The following is a 15,391-nucleotide window of genomic DNA, read 5'->3' on the forward strand; positions in this document are numbered from 1 at the left end:
TTCGCCCCCTGAACCCCCAATTTTTCCCACCCTCGTGGGCTTAGGGTTTGCCACGGTTAAGGGTCCCCACTCGTGGGTGGTATGCAAAGGGTGGTTGATTGCTCCCTTTTTAAGGTTTTTGGGGGATACCCCCGAAGGTTCCCCGAAATGGACCAGAGGACCCGATATGTCCCGGTCGAGGTTTTTCACTTTTACAAGCCAGCAAAGCCAGGATTTCCCACGCCCTTTGTTTCCCAACACCGCCAGCACCAGAATTAATGCCTGAAGGTCAGTATGGTCCAGCCTTATGGTCAGGGTCTGGAGATCTCGCTCACCTCCCAAAATACGCTCCGGCACCTGTGCCAGCGCAGTCCAATCCTGCGTCTGGGATATTGCCATCAGTGTTCCCCGTATGGGCTGGTTTTTTCTCCTGCAGTTTACTTTGCACCAGCAGCCTTGCGGAGATCTTGAGCTAACTGTGGAAGGCCAATCCGGTCAAAGATTCCTGCTGCCTGCAATAGGTAGGGCCTGGCTTCCTCAATGCGACCCAGTTCGCGCAGAACCAGCCCGAAGTTACCCAGAGTAGCAGCAACGCCGTAGTGGTTGCCAATGGTCTGATGGAAAGATATAGCCTGATTCAGGAAAACGCGGGCTTCCTCTTCTTGACCCTGCTGGAGGGTCAGCAGGCTCATAGAAGCTAAAGTATTGGCCTCCCCAAGCCTATCGTCCACCTCCCGGAAAAGCTCAAGGGCCTTTTCGTAATACCCCAGGGCTTTGCCCATATCCTTCTGAAATCTATCCACATCACCAATGGCTCTGAGAGTATTGACCTCCCTAAGTCTTTCGCTTACCCCCAGGAAAAGCTTAAGGGCCCTCTTGTAATACCCCAAGGCTTCGCCGTATTTACCCTGAATTCTATGGACTTCCCAATGACCATGAGAACATTGGCTTCCCCAAGCCTATCGCTCCATCAGCGGGCGCACTTTAGCGCACGATGGTGTCGCTCAGAATCTCTTTACGATACAACTGGCCGGTCAGGGCGTAAATATTTTGCAGCAAAGCAGCCAGGTGCGGCAAACAGACCCGACCTTCCCAGCCTCTTTCATGCTCCAGGCCCCAATCCAGCCAGGCCTCTATAGAGGGAAGTTCATAAGTGTAACGAGCGAAGAACAGAGATGCCGCCTCGCCACCCCGAATCAGTGCCTGGTCTAACGATATACCCCAGCCGACGTGTGGCTCTTCACCTTCTGCAACCCATTCCCTCGCCTGGCGCCCAAAATTGGGCTCTACACCTTCCTCAGAGAAGCCGCCGGGAAAAAGGGCCAGGTGTGGGTAGAAACGGGCTACTTCGGGGTTTCGCTCCTGCAACCGGCTGTAGCTCAGGCTGATGCCTGCCACCACGCTCCTCACTTCTTCAGGGTAATATGGGTCCTGCATAACCTGGTCCCACTTTTCCTTCAGATCTCGCCTCAGGGCTTTCAGGTCAGGACTCCGGGAATACCGCCAGGCCCTTGCCGTCAGGGTCACAGCACGGGGGATGAGGTCTGTATAAAACAGAAGTTCTTCCAAGTCCTCTGCTTCTATCCGTCCCCCTTCAGCTTGCGTGACGTTGGCCTCAACCAGGAAAAGAGCCAGTGCGGCTTCAGGAGTCAAACGGCGGAGTTTGTAACGGGGAAAAAAGGCGCTCCCCACATCCATCTGAGAGGTCACGATGATACAGGGGAAAGATGGGGCAGCAGCCAGTGCTTCCAGAAAGTCGCGGAAAGCTCTGCCACCGCGGAGGATCACATTTTCTGCTTCGTCCAGGATGAGGAGAAGCCCCTGGGGAAGAGCACCAGGAATACCCTCGGCCCAGAATCCTAATGCATTGGCAATTGCGATCCGGGCGCCGTCGGCGCTTGAGATATTACTCAGGTCTACAAAGATAACTTTTTCCGGCTCGGCTCTCCGGCGGGCCACAAGCCAGCGGGCAACTTCTTTAGCCAGTTCGGTCTTGCCCACGTCGCTTACACCCTGGATGAGGACAGCCCGGCGCTCCCGGGGTATATGCAGGATATCTCGCATCTGCTCCTCTCGGCCTACAAAGAGGAGAGGCCGTCGGTCAAAGAGGTGACGGCTCAGAGTCGGGAGGAGCCCTACCCGGACCTCCCTTTCCGGCAGCATGGGCCAGAGGACCTCGTCATGGTCGCGGTCCTTAGGGAAGAGCTGGAACTTAGGGGCCTCTGCTGCGGCCCCTTCTTTCCCTATCAGACAGCAAAGGTCCTCATCCAGCATGACAGCGCTCTGCCCGGCGCGAAAGGCTTCGGCAACAGTGTTACCGGTTAAGAGGGCCTCGTAGAAACGGCGTAAAAAGGCAATGGCAGCTAGCTGCCTTATTGTTTCCCCGACGTCTACAGCCACTATATGGGGTATGTTTAAAGCATAGAGAGCGGCAGCCACGCTCTCCGAGTGGCAAGAAGTCACCACCGCCAGGCGAAATTCTAGTTCCGGGTGGCCAGCGAGGTTGAGGACCCTCTGAAGCTGAAGGCCGTTGAGGTGACGGGTGTTCCCAGCCTGGTCTTCAAAAATTAAATAGCCTTCAAGCATGTCCTCCGGTCTAGAGCCGTGGCCCAGATAGTGGAGCACGGAAAAACGAGGGCGGTCCCTGCGGGCCATGAGGGCGCTTATGGCTTCTACTTCAGCGATGTGCACGGTGAAAGTGGCCCGAACGTAGAGGGTTCGGAGGGCTTCCGTCAATTCATGGACTGCCCGGTCCACAGCCACGGGATTAGCCGTCAGCGGGCTGCTGACCAGGAACAGGATGTGTGGATGCTCCGATTGGTTCATTCCCCCACTCCCTTCAGGTGTTCGCCCTTTAACTCGCTCCTGGTTCAAATGCAAACCCTTAGCGTGAGTGCTCGTTACTTATATCGGTAAACAATTCGCCCTCGGGTTAAATCGTAGGGTGAAAGCTCAACCCTTACCCTGTCGCCTACTAACACGTGGATATAGTACATGCGCATTTTGCCTGAAACGTGGGCGAGGACTTCATGGCCTGTGTCAAGCTTGACTTTGAACATGGCATTGGGTAAGGCCTGGATTACAGTGCCATCCATCTCCAGGGTTTCCCTTTTCTTCCTGGGCTCTTCTTTCTTAGGGTTCATCGGATTCCCCTCCTTTCATGGGTATATAGGCCCTGAGGTTTTCGTCGTAGCGGACATAGCCTTTCTCTTCCAAGGTTTCCATGAGGCGAGCAGCTTTAGGGTAGCCAAGCCGCAGCTTGCGTTGCAAAAGGGATATGGATAAACGCTGGTGGGAAGCCAAAAGCCCAAGGGCTTCTCTCACAAGTTCGTCTTCTTCCTCTTCCGGAATTTCCCTGCTCCACGGGGCAAAAGCTGACGCCTCAAAGGGCCTCCTGGCTCGCCAGAAATCCACCACCTTTTTCACTTCCTCCTTTGATACGTAGCAGCCTTGAACCCGTATCGGATAAGGGCGGTCGGGTGGGAGGAAGAGCATGTCTCCCTTCCCCAGGAGACGCTCAGCCCCGGCTGTGTCCAAGATAACCCTTGAATCTACCTGGCTGGTGACCAGGAAACTTATGCGGGCTGGAAAGTTGGCTTTTATAAGGCCGGTTATAACATCCACACTGGGCCTCTGGGTGCTCAAGACAATGTGTATTCCCGTAGCCCTGCTGAGCTGGGCCAGACGCGTGAGCTTCCCCTCCACCTCATCGGGGGCTGCCAACATGAGGTCTGCCAGCTCATCCACTATGAGCACTATCCAGGGCATTGGTTCCGGAGGGTGACCAGCATTATACTCTTCCAGGTTTCTGGCCCCCACCCTGGCAAACTCTTCATACCTTATCCCCATCTCTTTCACGAGCCAGTTCAGAGCCTTTATAGCCTCCCCAACCTCCACGATTACCGAGCCAAGAAGGTGTGGGAGGCCATTGAAGTGGACAAGTTCCACCCGCTTTGGGTCCACCAGGATCAGGCGAAGCCTTTCAGGAGGGTGCTGGCTTACAAGACAGACCACGATGGAATTAATGCACACGCTTTTGCCAGAGCCCGTAGCTCCAGCTATTAAAAGGTGGGGCATGGAAGCAAGATCCGCCACCACCGGCGCTCCCGATACCCCTCTCCCCAGAGCCAGCTTTAAGGGGGATTTGTCCTGGCGGAACTCCCTGCTCTCCATCACTTCCCGCAGGGTTACCAGAGCTGGGTTCTGGTTAGGGACCTCAATGCCAATGTAGGGGCGGCCTGGAACGGGTGCTTCTATGCGGATGGGAGCTGCCGAGAGGGCCAGAGCTATGTCATCGGCCAGGGCTACTATCTGGGCTACCCTCACCCGTGTACGCTGAACCTTTCCATCTTTACCCATCTTTTCCACAAACCCCGGCTCAACTCCGAACTGAGTGACCACAGGCCCAGGGTTTATGGCCACGACCTTAGCCGGAATGTTGAAGTTGGCAAGGGTCCTTTCCAGAAGTTGAGCTTTCCGTTCCAGGTCCAGTTCCTTTGCCTTAGCGGCTCTGGGAGGGTTAAGGAGCTCCATGGGTGGAAGGTCCTTTGCGGGCTGAGGGGGTGGTCTCTCAGGCAATGGAGGCTGAGCTTTAGACTTCGCAGGAGAGGGTTTCGGACGGCGCTGGGTAGAAGGTTCGGGGGTTGGGGCCGGACGCTGGGAAGCTATCAGGTTTATTCCGAGGAAAACAAAAGCCAGAAGGGCCATAGCGCCACCCCATTTTCCTCCGATGCCTGCAAAAGAGGAAGATATAGCCCACCCTACGTAACCTCCCCCTCCGCCCTGATAGGCCAGGCTCAGTGGGTCAGGAGTAGGCCAGAGAAGGTGAATCAGAGCCAAGGAGGAGAAGAGGCAAAGTTCAAGGCCTGCTATCAGCCTCCAGGGGGGATCCTTTTTCCGAAGACTCCACCCCGAAAAGGCAAAGAGGAAAGAGGCCGGCACAGCCCCTAACCCGAAGAGGAATCGCCATCCTTTGCCGAACCAGTTCGTTATTATTCCCCCCTCCCAGGGCATAACGCTTATAAAGCTCAGTATGCCCAGAGCCATCAAAGCGTAGGGGCCTGCGCCTCTAATTTTCCCGAAATCAATCCCCCTCATCTTTTCCTGATGATAGAATGGGGAACCCTCCTTGTGCTGAGGCCAAGCTTGCGGTTCTTTTCGTCCACTTCCAGAACCTGGGCTATAACTTCGTCTCCTTCCTCCACCACGTTGCGGGGGTGAATAAAGTTGCCTTCGGCCAGCTCGGAGACATGGATGAGACCTTCAAGCCCTCTCTCTACCTCCACAAAGACCCCAAAATCTACCACATTGGTCACTTTCCCTTTGACAATCTGACCCACTCTATACCGTTCTTCAACCCCAACCCAGGGGTCAGGCTGGAGCCTCTTTATGCTCAGAGCTATCTTCCTTTCCTGAGGGCTTACATCCATGACCAGAACATCCACCTCCTGGCCCGGCTTCAAAACCTGGGAGGGGTGCTCGATCCTGTTCCAGGAAATCTCGGAAATGTGGACAAGGCCCTCAAGGCCACCGAGCTCCACAAAGGCGCCGAAAGGCCTGAGGGAGGTTACGATGCCCTTTAGGACCTGGCCCGGGCGTACCCTCTGCCAGAAGGCTTCCCCATCTTTTTCCAGAAGGGCCTCCCTTTCCGATAGAACAAGCCTGTTGCGGTGGCGGTCCACTTCAATTATTTTGACTTTTACCCTTTCCCCTACCCACCCGGCCACGAAGGAAAGTCTTTCTTTGGGGGAAAGGCCGTAGGGGATGAAGGAAACCTGGGAGAAGGGGACAAATCCCTTGATACTGTTGAACTGGACTACAAAGCCTCCGCGGTTATACCCGACTATCGGTAATTCCAGGACAGCTCCGGCCTGATACAGCTGTTCCACTTCTTCCCAATCGGCGGGTGGTGTAAACTTTGCAGCTTCATCCATGAAGTTTTCCATTTCCATAGGCCTCCCTCCGTTCCATTTCTGCCAAGATTTTTGACACCTGTTCAATCGCTATCCTCTGCTTTCTGTAAAGGTCCGATTCGCTTATGGCCAGACGCTCCGCTATTTCCTTGGGGCGCTTGCCCTGAAGGTAGCGCATTTCCAGTATGTTATAAAGCACCCATTCTATGGAGCCTGCTGGCTGCCTGCCTTCGGGCTTGAGGGCTTCTATGGCCTCTTTCAGGACAACTCTCAGGGCTTTTACAGGATTACCGTCGTGTTCCTTGAGGGCTTTCTCCACCACTTTGAGCTTGAGGAGTGGGCTCTGGGCAAGCTTCGGGCCCACCCAGTAATTGCTCAGAGCTTCTTTAACCCACAACTGGTAATCGGGGCCGGCCAGCTCCAGGAGGGCTTCAGTTCCTCCGGCAGGCATAGTGTAAAGGGAGGCTTGCCACTGCCTTATGCTTTCCACATCAGGAATTATATGCCGAAGAGCCTCAAAGACCTTCTGCTGGAGGATTCTGTCCTCAAGAACCCTGGCAATCCTCTGCACCAGGGTTTCTAAGACCTCCAGCTCTTCAGATGAGAACTCAGCTTCAGAAGAAGGAGCTTCTATCACCAGCAGGCCAACTTCTTCCCCATTAACTTCAAGGGGTATTACCCAGAAGCCGATATTGTAAACGTTAAACCCTTCCATCAAGCTGATGGGAGAAGCTTTTTCCCGGTAGTTCGGAAGGGCTTGCAGAGCTTCGTTGATTCTGTAAAGGGGCCCGCAGCGAGCTTCTATAGATTTGTTCCGTAAAGCTACAAATCCCCACCGAACTTTCAGCAGCTCGCACAAAGCCACCAGAATGCTTTCCAAAAATTGCTGAAGGTCAGTGGTGGTAAGCAATCTGCTGTCCAGCTCCTGGATCCAGACAACCTCATCCCGATCGCGGCTGTATATTAAGCGATCAATGAAGGGTTTGGCCTTGTTTATGAGGATCTGGAGCAGGACCACCAGGATCACCACAGCGAAAATTGTTGCGGTTTCCCCTGGAAGGCCCAGGAAACTATCAACTTCCGAGAGGAGCAGTATCACCCCTATGACGCATATCCCCACGAAAGGCCCCCGCAGGAGGTAGTGGATAAGCTGGTGCTTTATAATCCGGTCAGGGGCCAGGGCACCATAATAGGCCACAACATAAGCCATCACTATGAGCATAAGAGCTACTATGACATTACCCACCACCGAAAGGAAAAGGACCAGAGGAGGAGAAAGAAGCGCAGCAGTCCTCGAAAGGAGAAGGTAAGGGAAAACCCCTATGCCTGGTCCGACAAAGGCCCCCAGAAGGTAAGAAAGGCGCCGGCGAGTTGTAGAGGTGAAAGCTTTCTGCCTTGCCTTGTAGAGAATGAAAAGGCTTGCCACGGAAGAAATCACAAAGAAAGCGGTGAAAATGGGGAAAATAGGGCCTGGGGTAAGGTGAACGAGCCCTCCGTGATACTTTCCATCGTAGACCAGGAGGTCGCTCCTTAGAGCCAGCAGACAGAAAAGCAGGCTCATAAGGTATAGAAGCACCGAAATCCACCTCCGCAGGGAAGAGAAAGAACCTGAAGCCCTGAGAATGGCGCTGGCAAAATGGAAATAGGCCGCAGGAATGAAGGAAATGCCCAGCCATTGGAAACGCAACCAGGAAAAAGCTGTGGTCAGATCCTCAACCTTAGGGATTACCAGGTCGCCGGAGTATACGGCTATGACGAAAGCCATCATAGCGCAGAAGGCCCTGGCCACAGGGTTCCGTAGATTTGTAGAAGCCACATAGGCCAGGAGAGAAAAGGCTACAAGCACAATCCCCGCTGAAAGGATAAAATTGATCTGCGTTAAAAAGTTCATTCCAGGCATCCTTTACCTCTCCCGCGGTGAGAGAAGCCAGAAAAGGCTCACAGTAAAAGCCAGGCCTGCGCTAATAAAAGGCAACCAGCTTACGATGGTTTCATCCCCTACGGTCACGGCCAGGATAGCGCAGGCAATATACCCCACCAGCCCGATTATAACCACCAAGAGAAACCTTCTGACTTTTTCCTTGAGCCTTGCTTCCCGGACCTGGGTCAGAATTCCCGCCAGGAGGATGGCCAGAAAGGTTCCCCCGAAATGGAGTGGCGTGGGGCCTGAACCCAATGGAGCTAACGGCACCGGGGTCGGGGAAGGAAAGGGTGTAGGAGGAAGAGTGGGGGTGGGGGAAAGGGTGGGAGTGGGCGTCGGCGATGGAACCACAGTGGAGAGAATGGCTGGCTGGTTTTCCTGAACTGTTACTACAATCTTGGTGGATCTGGTAGCCGAAAGGCTCTGGGCCGTTATCTCCAGCTGGCCTGTCCGCTCCAGAGTAAGGGAAATTTCGGCTACACCGTTTACAGTGGTGACCTCTTTGCGGGGAAGCTCCAGGGATTCCGCTGGGTAGAAAAGCCTGAAGATGACAGGGGTGCCATCCGGTACTGGGTGGCCGTTGCGATCAAGGATGACACTGGTTCGGATTTTGAAGGAGCTTCCTGGCCTCAGGTCCAGAGGCTGCGGCGTTCCCTCCTTTGGCACCCCCACTACCTCCAGTTCAATGACCTGATCCGGATCAGGCTCTGTCTGCACTATCAAATCGTAATTCACTCCGGGGACGCTCACAGGTGGAGCTCCATGGGGGGCAAATTCTTGGAAGAGAGCTTTCACGGTGTATTCCACAAAGTAAGGTAGAGGGCTGTAAGCTGCGTAGTAAGCAGTGAGCTTGCTTATCTCGGTGGTATCAAGGTAATAGGGAGCACCGTAACTTATGGCGATCACTTTCTTATCCCTGAGGAGTTCAGGGCGACCCCGCAGGAGCTCCTTGAAAGCGTCAGAAGCCGGGTAACGTTTGGGGTCCAGATCCTGCAGGGCGAAGATAACCCAGGTGGCCCTGGAGAAAAGCTCTTCAAGCTCTTTATCCTCTTTCGGGGCCAGAAGAAAGCTCTTAAGGCGAACAAAACTGAAGCTGTGAACCTTCTCGGGATCTATCTGTCCTGTAGCTTTAGGTCCATAAAGCTTCAGCATCATGTTCTCCAAAGCATCAACCGGGAGCGTCTGCTCGGGAAGGCAATCCTGACAATCCTTTAGAGTTCGGGTGTCGGAGAAGATAAGGATGTAGTCTTTGTAGAGGGGTGGGGAGGGGATCCGGCCTGCGAGTTCTTCCCGCTCCGGATAGATGAGGGTCAGAGAGCGCATAGCTAAAGGAAGCAATTTTTCGGTAAAGGAGCCCGTTACCTCCAGGCTTACAGAAGGGGTAAGGACTTCATGGAGGGAGAAGCTGGGGTAAAGGCGCAGTTTGGCTTTCAGGATGCGGCGGCAGGATTCATCCACCCTGGCTCTGAAGGCTGGGTCGCTGGCATATTTTTCCCGGAAAAAGAGGATGGTCTGGATTATGTTTTCGTAGTGTTCCTCCCAGGAACCGGAGAGGGAAAACTCGGAAAGGAAAAGGATGTCATTCCCGGCCAGAAAAGCATCCTGAGCTATACGCTTGAAGGGGAAGGAAGAGAGCTGGGGATCGTAGTAGCGCTTGATGGGCATGGCTCCCAGGGATTCAGCGATGAGAATTCCTCCCCTCTCGCGCCAGGAAGCAAACTCAGGCATGGAAAGGATGGCTCCAAGGCCCTGGGGATGAAGGCTCAGGGGCGGGGTGATATCCCGGATGTTCCCCTGAAAACCCCTGTATCGGATGTGAGAACTCATCAGAGCATCAGCGGCCCCTTCTTCCTGAGCCTGGATAACCGCCAGGAAAGGTGCAAGTTCTATCTTACGCAATTCTTGAACCGACTTCTGGATGGTAGCCACCTCTTCTTCAGGTGGGCGATCGCTTCCGCCGCGGCCGGGGAAGTGTTTGGCCACCGTTATTACCCGGCCTTTGCTTCCGACATGAACTCCTTTAATGTAGGCCTTACCCAATTTCCCAACCCAGTATGGGTCTCCGCCGAAGGCTCTGGTTCCTATTCCGGACTTTATCGCTACCTCGGGGCGATCAACCACATCCAAGGAAGGGCCGAAGAGCATGTTTACGCCCACAGCCGCCAACTCCGCCCCCACTATAGAGCCCACAAGCTCCGCCTGGCCCTCATCCCAAGTGGCTCCTATGGCCATGTAATTGGGCACAGGGGTAAACCCTGAGCGAAGCTGGGGAAAATCCCCATCGTGGTTGATCCCGATAAAGAGGGGGATTGAGGTGGTGCCCGAAAGAGGTTCACTCATGGCGAGGGATTGGAGACTTCGGGTAAGGGAAAGGACTTGAGCTGGAGTTTCTGAACCGTTGGTGAAGTTCCTGTTCTGCGCCGAAATTACTACACCCCCTATCCTGAACTCTCGAATGAGCCTGCCAATATAAGAATCGGGGGAAATGTCGGAGCCGTGGAAGGTTACCAGGAAAAGTTGTCCGACCCTTTCCTCCGGGGCCATTTTGCTCAGGATGGCTTCCACCTGGTCGTTGCTGGCTGAAGAGGAGGACTGCACCCCCAGGAAATAAAGAAAAAGCAGGGCAAGCAGAAAAATCTTTGTCCTGGTCATACCCAATGGGATAACCTTTCTACCGTTCGAAGGAAAGAGACTATAAGCTTAAGGACCTCAGCCCATGAGACAGGTCGCTTTTCCCTTTCAAACTCCTGGGGGCGAGTGAGAAGCAACCAGGCTATAGCCATCCCTGTAAGCGCACCCACAATGCCACCGACTATTAACCCCTGCACTTCCCTCCTCTTCATTCTCCCTCCAGGGCAGGAAAATATCGCTTAAATATTACCCTCAACATGCTCTTTTGTCAATTTGACCTCAGGATGCGCCCTAAATCGCAGCGACCCACGTGAACCGCACGCCTATGGCAAATATTACCTGCCAGAAAAACACACCCGGAGTTAGAAATTTTCCAGCTCGCTCAGAAAGCTCCCTGGGCAAGTTTTTTCCTGAGGCTGCTGACGGCTTCGCGCAGCAATTTTTTCGGATCTAACGGGATGATTTGAAAATCAATGGGAAGAAAATTTTCCAGGAGCGAACTTTTACCCAGGCGGCGCGCTCCAAGAAATTCCCCCCTCTTTCCCCGAAGAGAGCCACGAGATAAAAAGTTCGCTCTTTCCAATTTCGCATCTCAAGTTCCCAGCGCACAGAAGAAGAGGAGCCGGCAGGAAGGGAACCCCTCCAGCGCAAGGAACCTTCTCCCACCTCCAGATCCCCCGCATCCCAGGAGACGGAATCTGCGATAAGCTTGGAGCCTGCAGGAAAAGTTATAAAGGCCAGAACCTCGGGAGCATCGCCGAAACCCTCGTTTCTGAGAGTCAGAACGCAGGAAACAGAAAAACCCGAGAGGGTTTCCAGCGGCGCGCATCCGAAAGTGGATGGGCTTAAATCCGGTATCTCTATCCCGACCCGCGCTTCTCTACGGAAGCGGATGCCCTGCTCTTCAATGCCCATGGTTGCTTCCTGGCGCACTACCGTGCCAGGCAGAAGATCCTCCCCCACCGCAGTCCGGTAAACTACAATCACGGACTCACCGGGCAGAATTTGCCTGAACCCCGAAATGGAGAAAGAGGCTGGATCATATACTGCTGGCCCGGTCAGACTTGAAGGCAAGAAAGTCAACCCCGATGGGATTGCGGTGGAAAAGAAGGCTGTTACAGGCTCCGGGCCGTCGTTCCTCAAGACAATGGTCCAGGTTACTGTGTCTCCTGGCATTACCGAAACTGGCTCAGCAGAAAAGGAAGAGGAGCCAAGCCAGGACAGGAATCCCACGATCCTTTCCATCGTTTGAGGGCGTGCTTCTTCCGGTAGAGCTTCAAAGGGGAAGGCAAAGAAAACAGAAGCCCGGTCTCCATCCCGGCGAGCCAGCCCAATGGCTCTCCTTTCTTGATCTCTGAAAACCACCAGCGTGCCCGGAGTGGGCTCAAGGGCATCGGACCAGTTGCGGAAGGGGTATTCGAGGGGCCAAGGACCAAGGTTCTCTCCAACGGGCTCTTCCGGCACCCCCAAAGCCAGAGTTGGTGTAATATCCTCGGTCCAAGTGAGAACCCCCAGGAAGGGAAGCAGGGAGCCTGTCCCCCTGCAGAAAGGAAGGCCAGCAGGACTTCGGCAGAAAAGGAAATCCTGGGAAGAGAGAAAAAGCCTGCCTCCATTGAGGAGATAATAAGCCAGAGCCTCCTCTTCCTCCGGCCTCACCGGGTCATACCAGTTGTATCCTGTCCACCATACGACGATGGGATACCAGTTCAACATTTCCAGAGGGAGCTTTGAATCAGTAGCTACCAGCAAATCGTAGGGAAGTCCAGCTTTAGTCATAGCGCTTTCATACTTTTCTGCCTGTTCATACCACCGATCATTGTCCACAAGGAGGATGGGGGCAGGAGTTTTGGTGGTCATGGATATCTGCACGGAAACAGCTGAGGACAGGGAAGAGCGCAGGGTCAAAGTCAGGGTGTCCTGTTCATTCCACCCCGCATCAGGGGGTATCGCTACCGCAATTTCAATCTTATCAGCCGCGCAGGGTTCAAGGGTTACAGACCAGGCAGAGGGGACGGCAGACCATCGGCCTCCTTCTATAGAAACGGTTATGGTATCAATTCCGCCTCTTCCTATGTTTCTGAACGCAACCCCGTGGGTAATTACATCACCTGGCTGGCCTATGATGGTGCGAGAGGCTCCGATCACCTGAAGGCCAGCCTGAGGAGGTGGAGAGGTGAGCCACGATATGGCTTTGTCCATGATCTCCCTTCTGGAATCTCTGCTGGCTATAGCCTCAAAGCCGAAGGAGAAGTAAAGCACCCTGTAATCAAGGCACACCCCAACCGCAAGCCCTCCATAGCCATCGCCGGAGTAGACCAATACCGGTGAAGCTTCAACGGGATCAGCGGGTTCTATCACGTCCGGGAATAGCTGGTTGTCGGCGCCATCCCCGTTGGCGATGGAGAAATTTAAACCGGCGAAGGGTCCCCCAGGGAGGCCTTGAAGGCTCCAGAGCTGGCTGTTATCCCGGACGAAACGAGCTTTGAGGTAACGGTTGTAGTATGGAGCGTAACCGATTCCGCCCCCGTCCAGAAAACCTATATCCTGGCCGCTCAGGAAAAGCCTGCCACCGCTGGAAAGGTAAGAAGTTATGGCTCCTTCAGCCCCGATGTAACCCGGAGCATCCTGAGGTGCGCTCCATATTACGAGGTCGTAACGGCTCAGGAACTCTGCGGCGGGAAGGTCCCGCGGGATGCGGCGGATTGTCCATTCATCGTAGGTGTAGGCCAGATCTTCCAGAGCTTGGCGATAATAAACTATCTGGCTTCCATAGTACCAGGCTCCGCTATCCACCAAGAGGATGGAAGGAGCAGATACTAAGTTCAAGGTCACGGTCGTCGTTTCGCCCACTTTGACAGAAACTGTGGTGGTTGCCACCCGGAAGCCTAAAGCACGAGCCAATACTGTGTAGTCTCCGGCTGGGAGGGAGAAACTCCAGAAACTGGCGGTAGCCGATAGAGGTGTCCCCGCAATGGAGATGGCGGCGGTCAAAGGCCTTCCAGTTGCAGCTTCGTAGACGTAAACTTCAAGGGTTCCGGTTGGAAGGGACTGAAGGGTAAAGTTAACGGTGGTGGTGGCACCCCTGGAGACAGCAACATTGGGGAAGGTCTGGGAATAATAGCCAAAGGCGGAGGCGGTTAGCCTGTATAGGCCAGGGGCCAGGAAAAGGGCATAGCGGCCTGATGGATCAGCAATGGTGTTGCCGCCTCCTGGCCCATCCCTCGGAGTGGCCGAAACGGTCGCCCCTGGAATGGGAGCTCCCCCCACATTCCGCACCGTTCCCTGGATGCTCCCGGCATTAAGGACAACCGCTACGGCGGCGAAAGCGTCTATCCTCCCCCAGCCAGAATCATTGTTGGGGATTGTTAGGGTCAAAGGGACAGCGGTAGAGGTAATGAGGAAAAGAGTTCGGGTTACACTCAAGGTGGGGCTTACCGAACGCATTAGAGCTATCAAACCTGTGACATGAGGCGCCGCCATGGATGTGCCACTCTGGTAGCCATAGGTTCCGCCCGGAAGGGATGAACGGATGTTGACCCCGGGAGCCACCACGTGGGGGCGGATTTCGTTCCACGGGGATGGGCCGCGACTGGAGAAAGAGGCCACCTGATCGTAGGGGTCGCTGGCTCCCACCGCTACCGCTTCAGGGAGGGAAGCAGGAGAATTTATGGAACCGGGAGAAGGCCCTCCATTTCCGGCAGCAAAAACCGGTACGATTCCCGCAGCCCTTAAAGCCCGGATATCGGCCTGAAATACGGTGCTCATGGCGCTCGGGGTTCCCCAGGAACAATTCACCACATCAGGAGCGAGGGCCGGGTTTCCTCCCGGGGCCAGGAGCCACTGAAATCCAGCGTGGATCCAGGAATCGTACCCAAAGCCATTGCCATCCAGAACTTTAACGGCAATCCAGCGTGCTCCCGGGGCAACCCCTATTCCGCCCCAGCCTACCGCTATCCCGAGGACGTGAGTGCCGTGGCCGTGGTCGTCAAAGGGGTAAACAGAACCGGTTACAGGGTCAAACCAGTTCCCGAAATGAATTGCAGGGCCATGGGGGTTATAACCCCGGTAATTGAACCTGAGAGCGGGGTGGAGCCAATCGGCACCAGTGTCCATTACCGCTACCACAGCTCCTGTTCCGGATATAGCTAAAGAAGACCATACCTGAGGGGCCCGGATGCGCTCTATGTTCCATTCCGTTGATTGGAGTGAAATATAAGGCTTTTCCCTCAACCACTGACGGTAATGGTCCAGAAAGATGGCGGCTACCGAAGGGTGAGAGGCCAGCTGACGTATTGCCTGAGGCTTCGCCTTCAATGCGAACCCGTTGAAAATCCAGAAGGAGAAATAAGATTCCACAAAGCCGGAGGTCCTGGCTTCATCCAGATAAGCTTTGAGGGGCGCCTGAGTTCTTGCAGCGAAGGCCTTGAGGTTAGCCACCATTCTGTCTCTGGCCCCAGCCCACTTTTCAGGCAACTCCTGTTCTTTGAGGACCACGATGACGGATAAAAGGTCATCGGGGCTGGCGGAAGCGAGAGCTTTTGCCAGGGCTGGTTCTAAGATGGCGCTTCCTCTGGGCTCCGGGGGCTTTTCGGCCGAGGCTAACCAGCCAAACCCTAAGGTGACAAGGGTGGGGATGATCAAAAAGAGAGCAATCCTGAATTTTATCAAACCATCCTCCAGCTCAGGCTAACATCATTATAGCCTGGGAGGCAGAATGTTCAAAGTCAAAGGGACCACTCAGCCGCCAACATGGAACTTTCGGCCCCTTTTGAAGGCTCGCCAGCGCACCGGGCTGGTCGCGAGTTTAATTCGGAATTTGACAAGCTTTGAGTTCTGTAGTATATATAGCTAAACCATTTGGGGGAAAAGCTTTGGATTTGACGGTCCTGGTAGACCTTCGGGCCAGAAAGCGCGCTAAGCGTGGGCAGGCCCTCAGTTCCGGAGGGTC

General features: G+C 54.6%; 10 protein-coding genes. All 10 read right to left on the reverse strand.

The window, feature by feature from the left end; all coding sequences use genetic code 11:
- Positions 1-378 (reverse strand): hypothetical protein (locus tag NZ653_06045; protein MCS7286675.1); only part of this gene is annotated, 378 nt, incomplete at its 3' end.
- 38 nt (positions 379-416) lie between these two features.
- The gene (locus NZ653_06050; protein ID MCS7286676.1) at positions 417-893 is read right to left on the reverse strand and encodes a tetratricopeptide repeat protein; all 477 of its coding nucleotides are present in this window, start codon (positions 891-893) and stop codon (positions 417-419) included.
- 70 nt (positions 894-963) lie between these two features.
- Positions 964-2,805 (reverse strand): CHAT domain-containing protein, encoded by a 1,842-nt coding sequence (locus tag NZ653_06055; protein ID MCS7286677.1) that lies wholly within the window; start codon positions 2,803-2,805, stop codon positions 964-966.
- 74 nt (positions 2,806-2,879) lie between these two features.
- Positions 2,880-3,122: a translation initiation factor IF-1 gene (gene infA, locus NZ653_06060; protein MCS7286678.1), complete on the reverse strand. Its 243-nt coding sequence runs from the start codon at positions 3,120-3,122 to the stop codon at positions 2,880-2,882.
- Positions 3,112-5,076 carry a DNA translocase FtsK gene (locus NZ653_06065; protein MCS7286679.1) on the reverse strand — a complete coding sequence of 655 codons (1,965 nt, stop codon included), beginning with the start codon at positions 5,074-5,076 and terminating at the stop codon, positions 3,112-3,114. Before NZ653_06065 ends, infA begins: the two co-directional genes overlap by 11 nt.
- On the reverse strand, positions 5,073-5,930 hold the full coding sequence (locus NZ653_06070; GenBank protein MCS7286680.1) for a S1 RNA-binding domain-containing protein: 858 nt from the start codon (positions 5,928-5,930) through the stop codon (positions 5,073-5,075). Before NZ653_06070 ends, NZ653_06065 begins: the two co-directional genes overlap by 4 nt.
- Entirely contained in the window at positions 5,905-7,782 is a 1,878-nt protein-coding gene (locus NZ653_06075) for a hypothetical protein (protein ID MCS7286681.1), read from the reverse strand. The genes NZ653_06070 and NZ653_06075 overlap by 26 nt, the downstream gene beginning before the upstream one ends.
- Positions 7,783-7,794: 12 nt before the next feature.
- Positions 7,795-10,464 carry a hypothetical protein gene (locus NZ653_06080; GenBank protein ID MCS7286682.1) on the reverse strand — a complete coding sequence of 890 codons (2,670 nt, stop codon included), beginning with the start codon at positions 10,462-10,464 and terminating at the stop codon, positions 7,795-7,797.
- Positions 10,461-10,655 (reverse strand): hypothetical protein, encoded by a 195-nt coding sequence (locus NZ653_06085; GenBank protein ID MCS7286683.1) that lies wholly within the window; start codon positions 10,653-10,655, stop codon positions 10,461-10,463. Before NZ653_06085 ends, NZ653_06080 begins: the two co-directional genes overlap by 4 nt.
- A gap of 238 nt (positions 10,656-10,893) precedes the next feature.
- On the reverse strand, positions 10,894-15,111 hold the full coding sequence (locus tag NZ653_06090) for a S8 family serine peptidase (GenBank protein MCS7286684.1): 4,218 nt from the start codon (positions 15,109-15,111) through the stop codon (positions 10,894-10,896).
- Between the last annotated feature and the right edge of the window lie 280 nt (positions 15,112-15,391).

Source organism: Anaerolineae bacterium (assembly GCA_025062375.1).
Taxonomy (GTDB): Bacteria; Chloroflexota; Anaerolineae; order SpSt-600; family SpSt-600; genus SpSt-600.

Bases quoted from the DNA above. Each gene is read 5' to 3' on its own strand.
- infA (MCS7286678.1), bottom strand. From the start codon at position 3,122: ATGAACCCTAAGAAAGAAGAGCCCAGGAAGAAAAGGGAAACCCTGGAG.
- NZ653_06065 (MCS7286679.1), bottom strand. From the start codon at position 5,076: ATGAGGGGGATTGATTTCGGGAAAATTAGAGGCGCAGGCCCCTACGCT.
- NZ653_06075 (MCS7286681.1), bottom strand. From the start codon at position 7,782: ATGAACTTTTTAACGCAGATCAATTTTATCCTTTCAGCGGGGATTGTG.
- NZ653_06080 (MCS7286682.1), bottom strand. From the start codon at position 10,464: ATGACCAGGACAAAGATTTTTCTGCTTGCCCTGCTTTTTCTTTATTTC.
- NZ653_06055 (MCS7286677.1), bottom strand. From the start codon at position 2,805: ATGAACCAATCGGAGCATCCACACATCCTGTTCCTGGTCAGCAGCCCG.
- NZ653_06070 (MCS7286680.1), bottom strand. From the start codon at position 5,930: ATGGAAATGGAAAACTTCATGGATGAAGCTGCAAAGTTTACACCACCC.
- NZ653_06085 (MCS7286683.1), bottom strand. From the start codon at position 10,655: ATGAAGAGGAGGGAAGTGCAGGGGTTAATAGTCGGTGGCATTGTGGGT.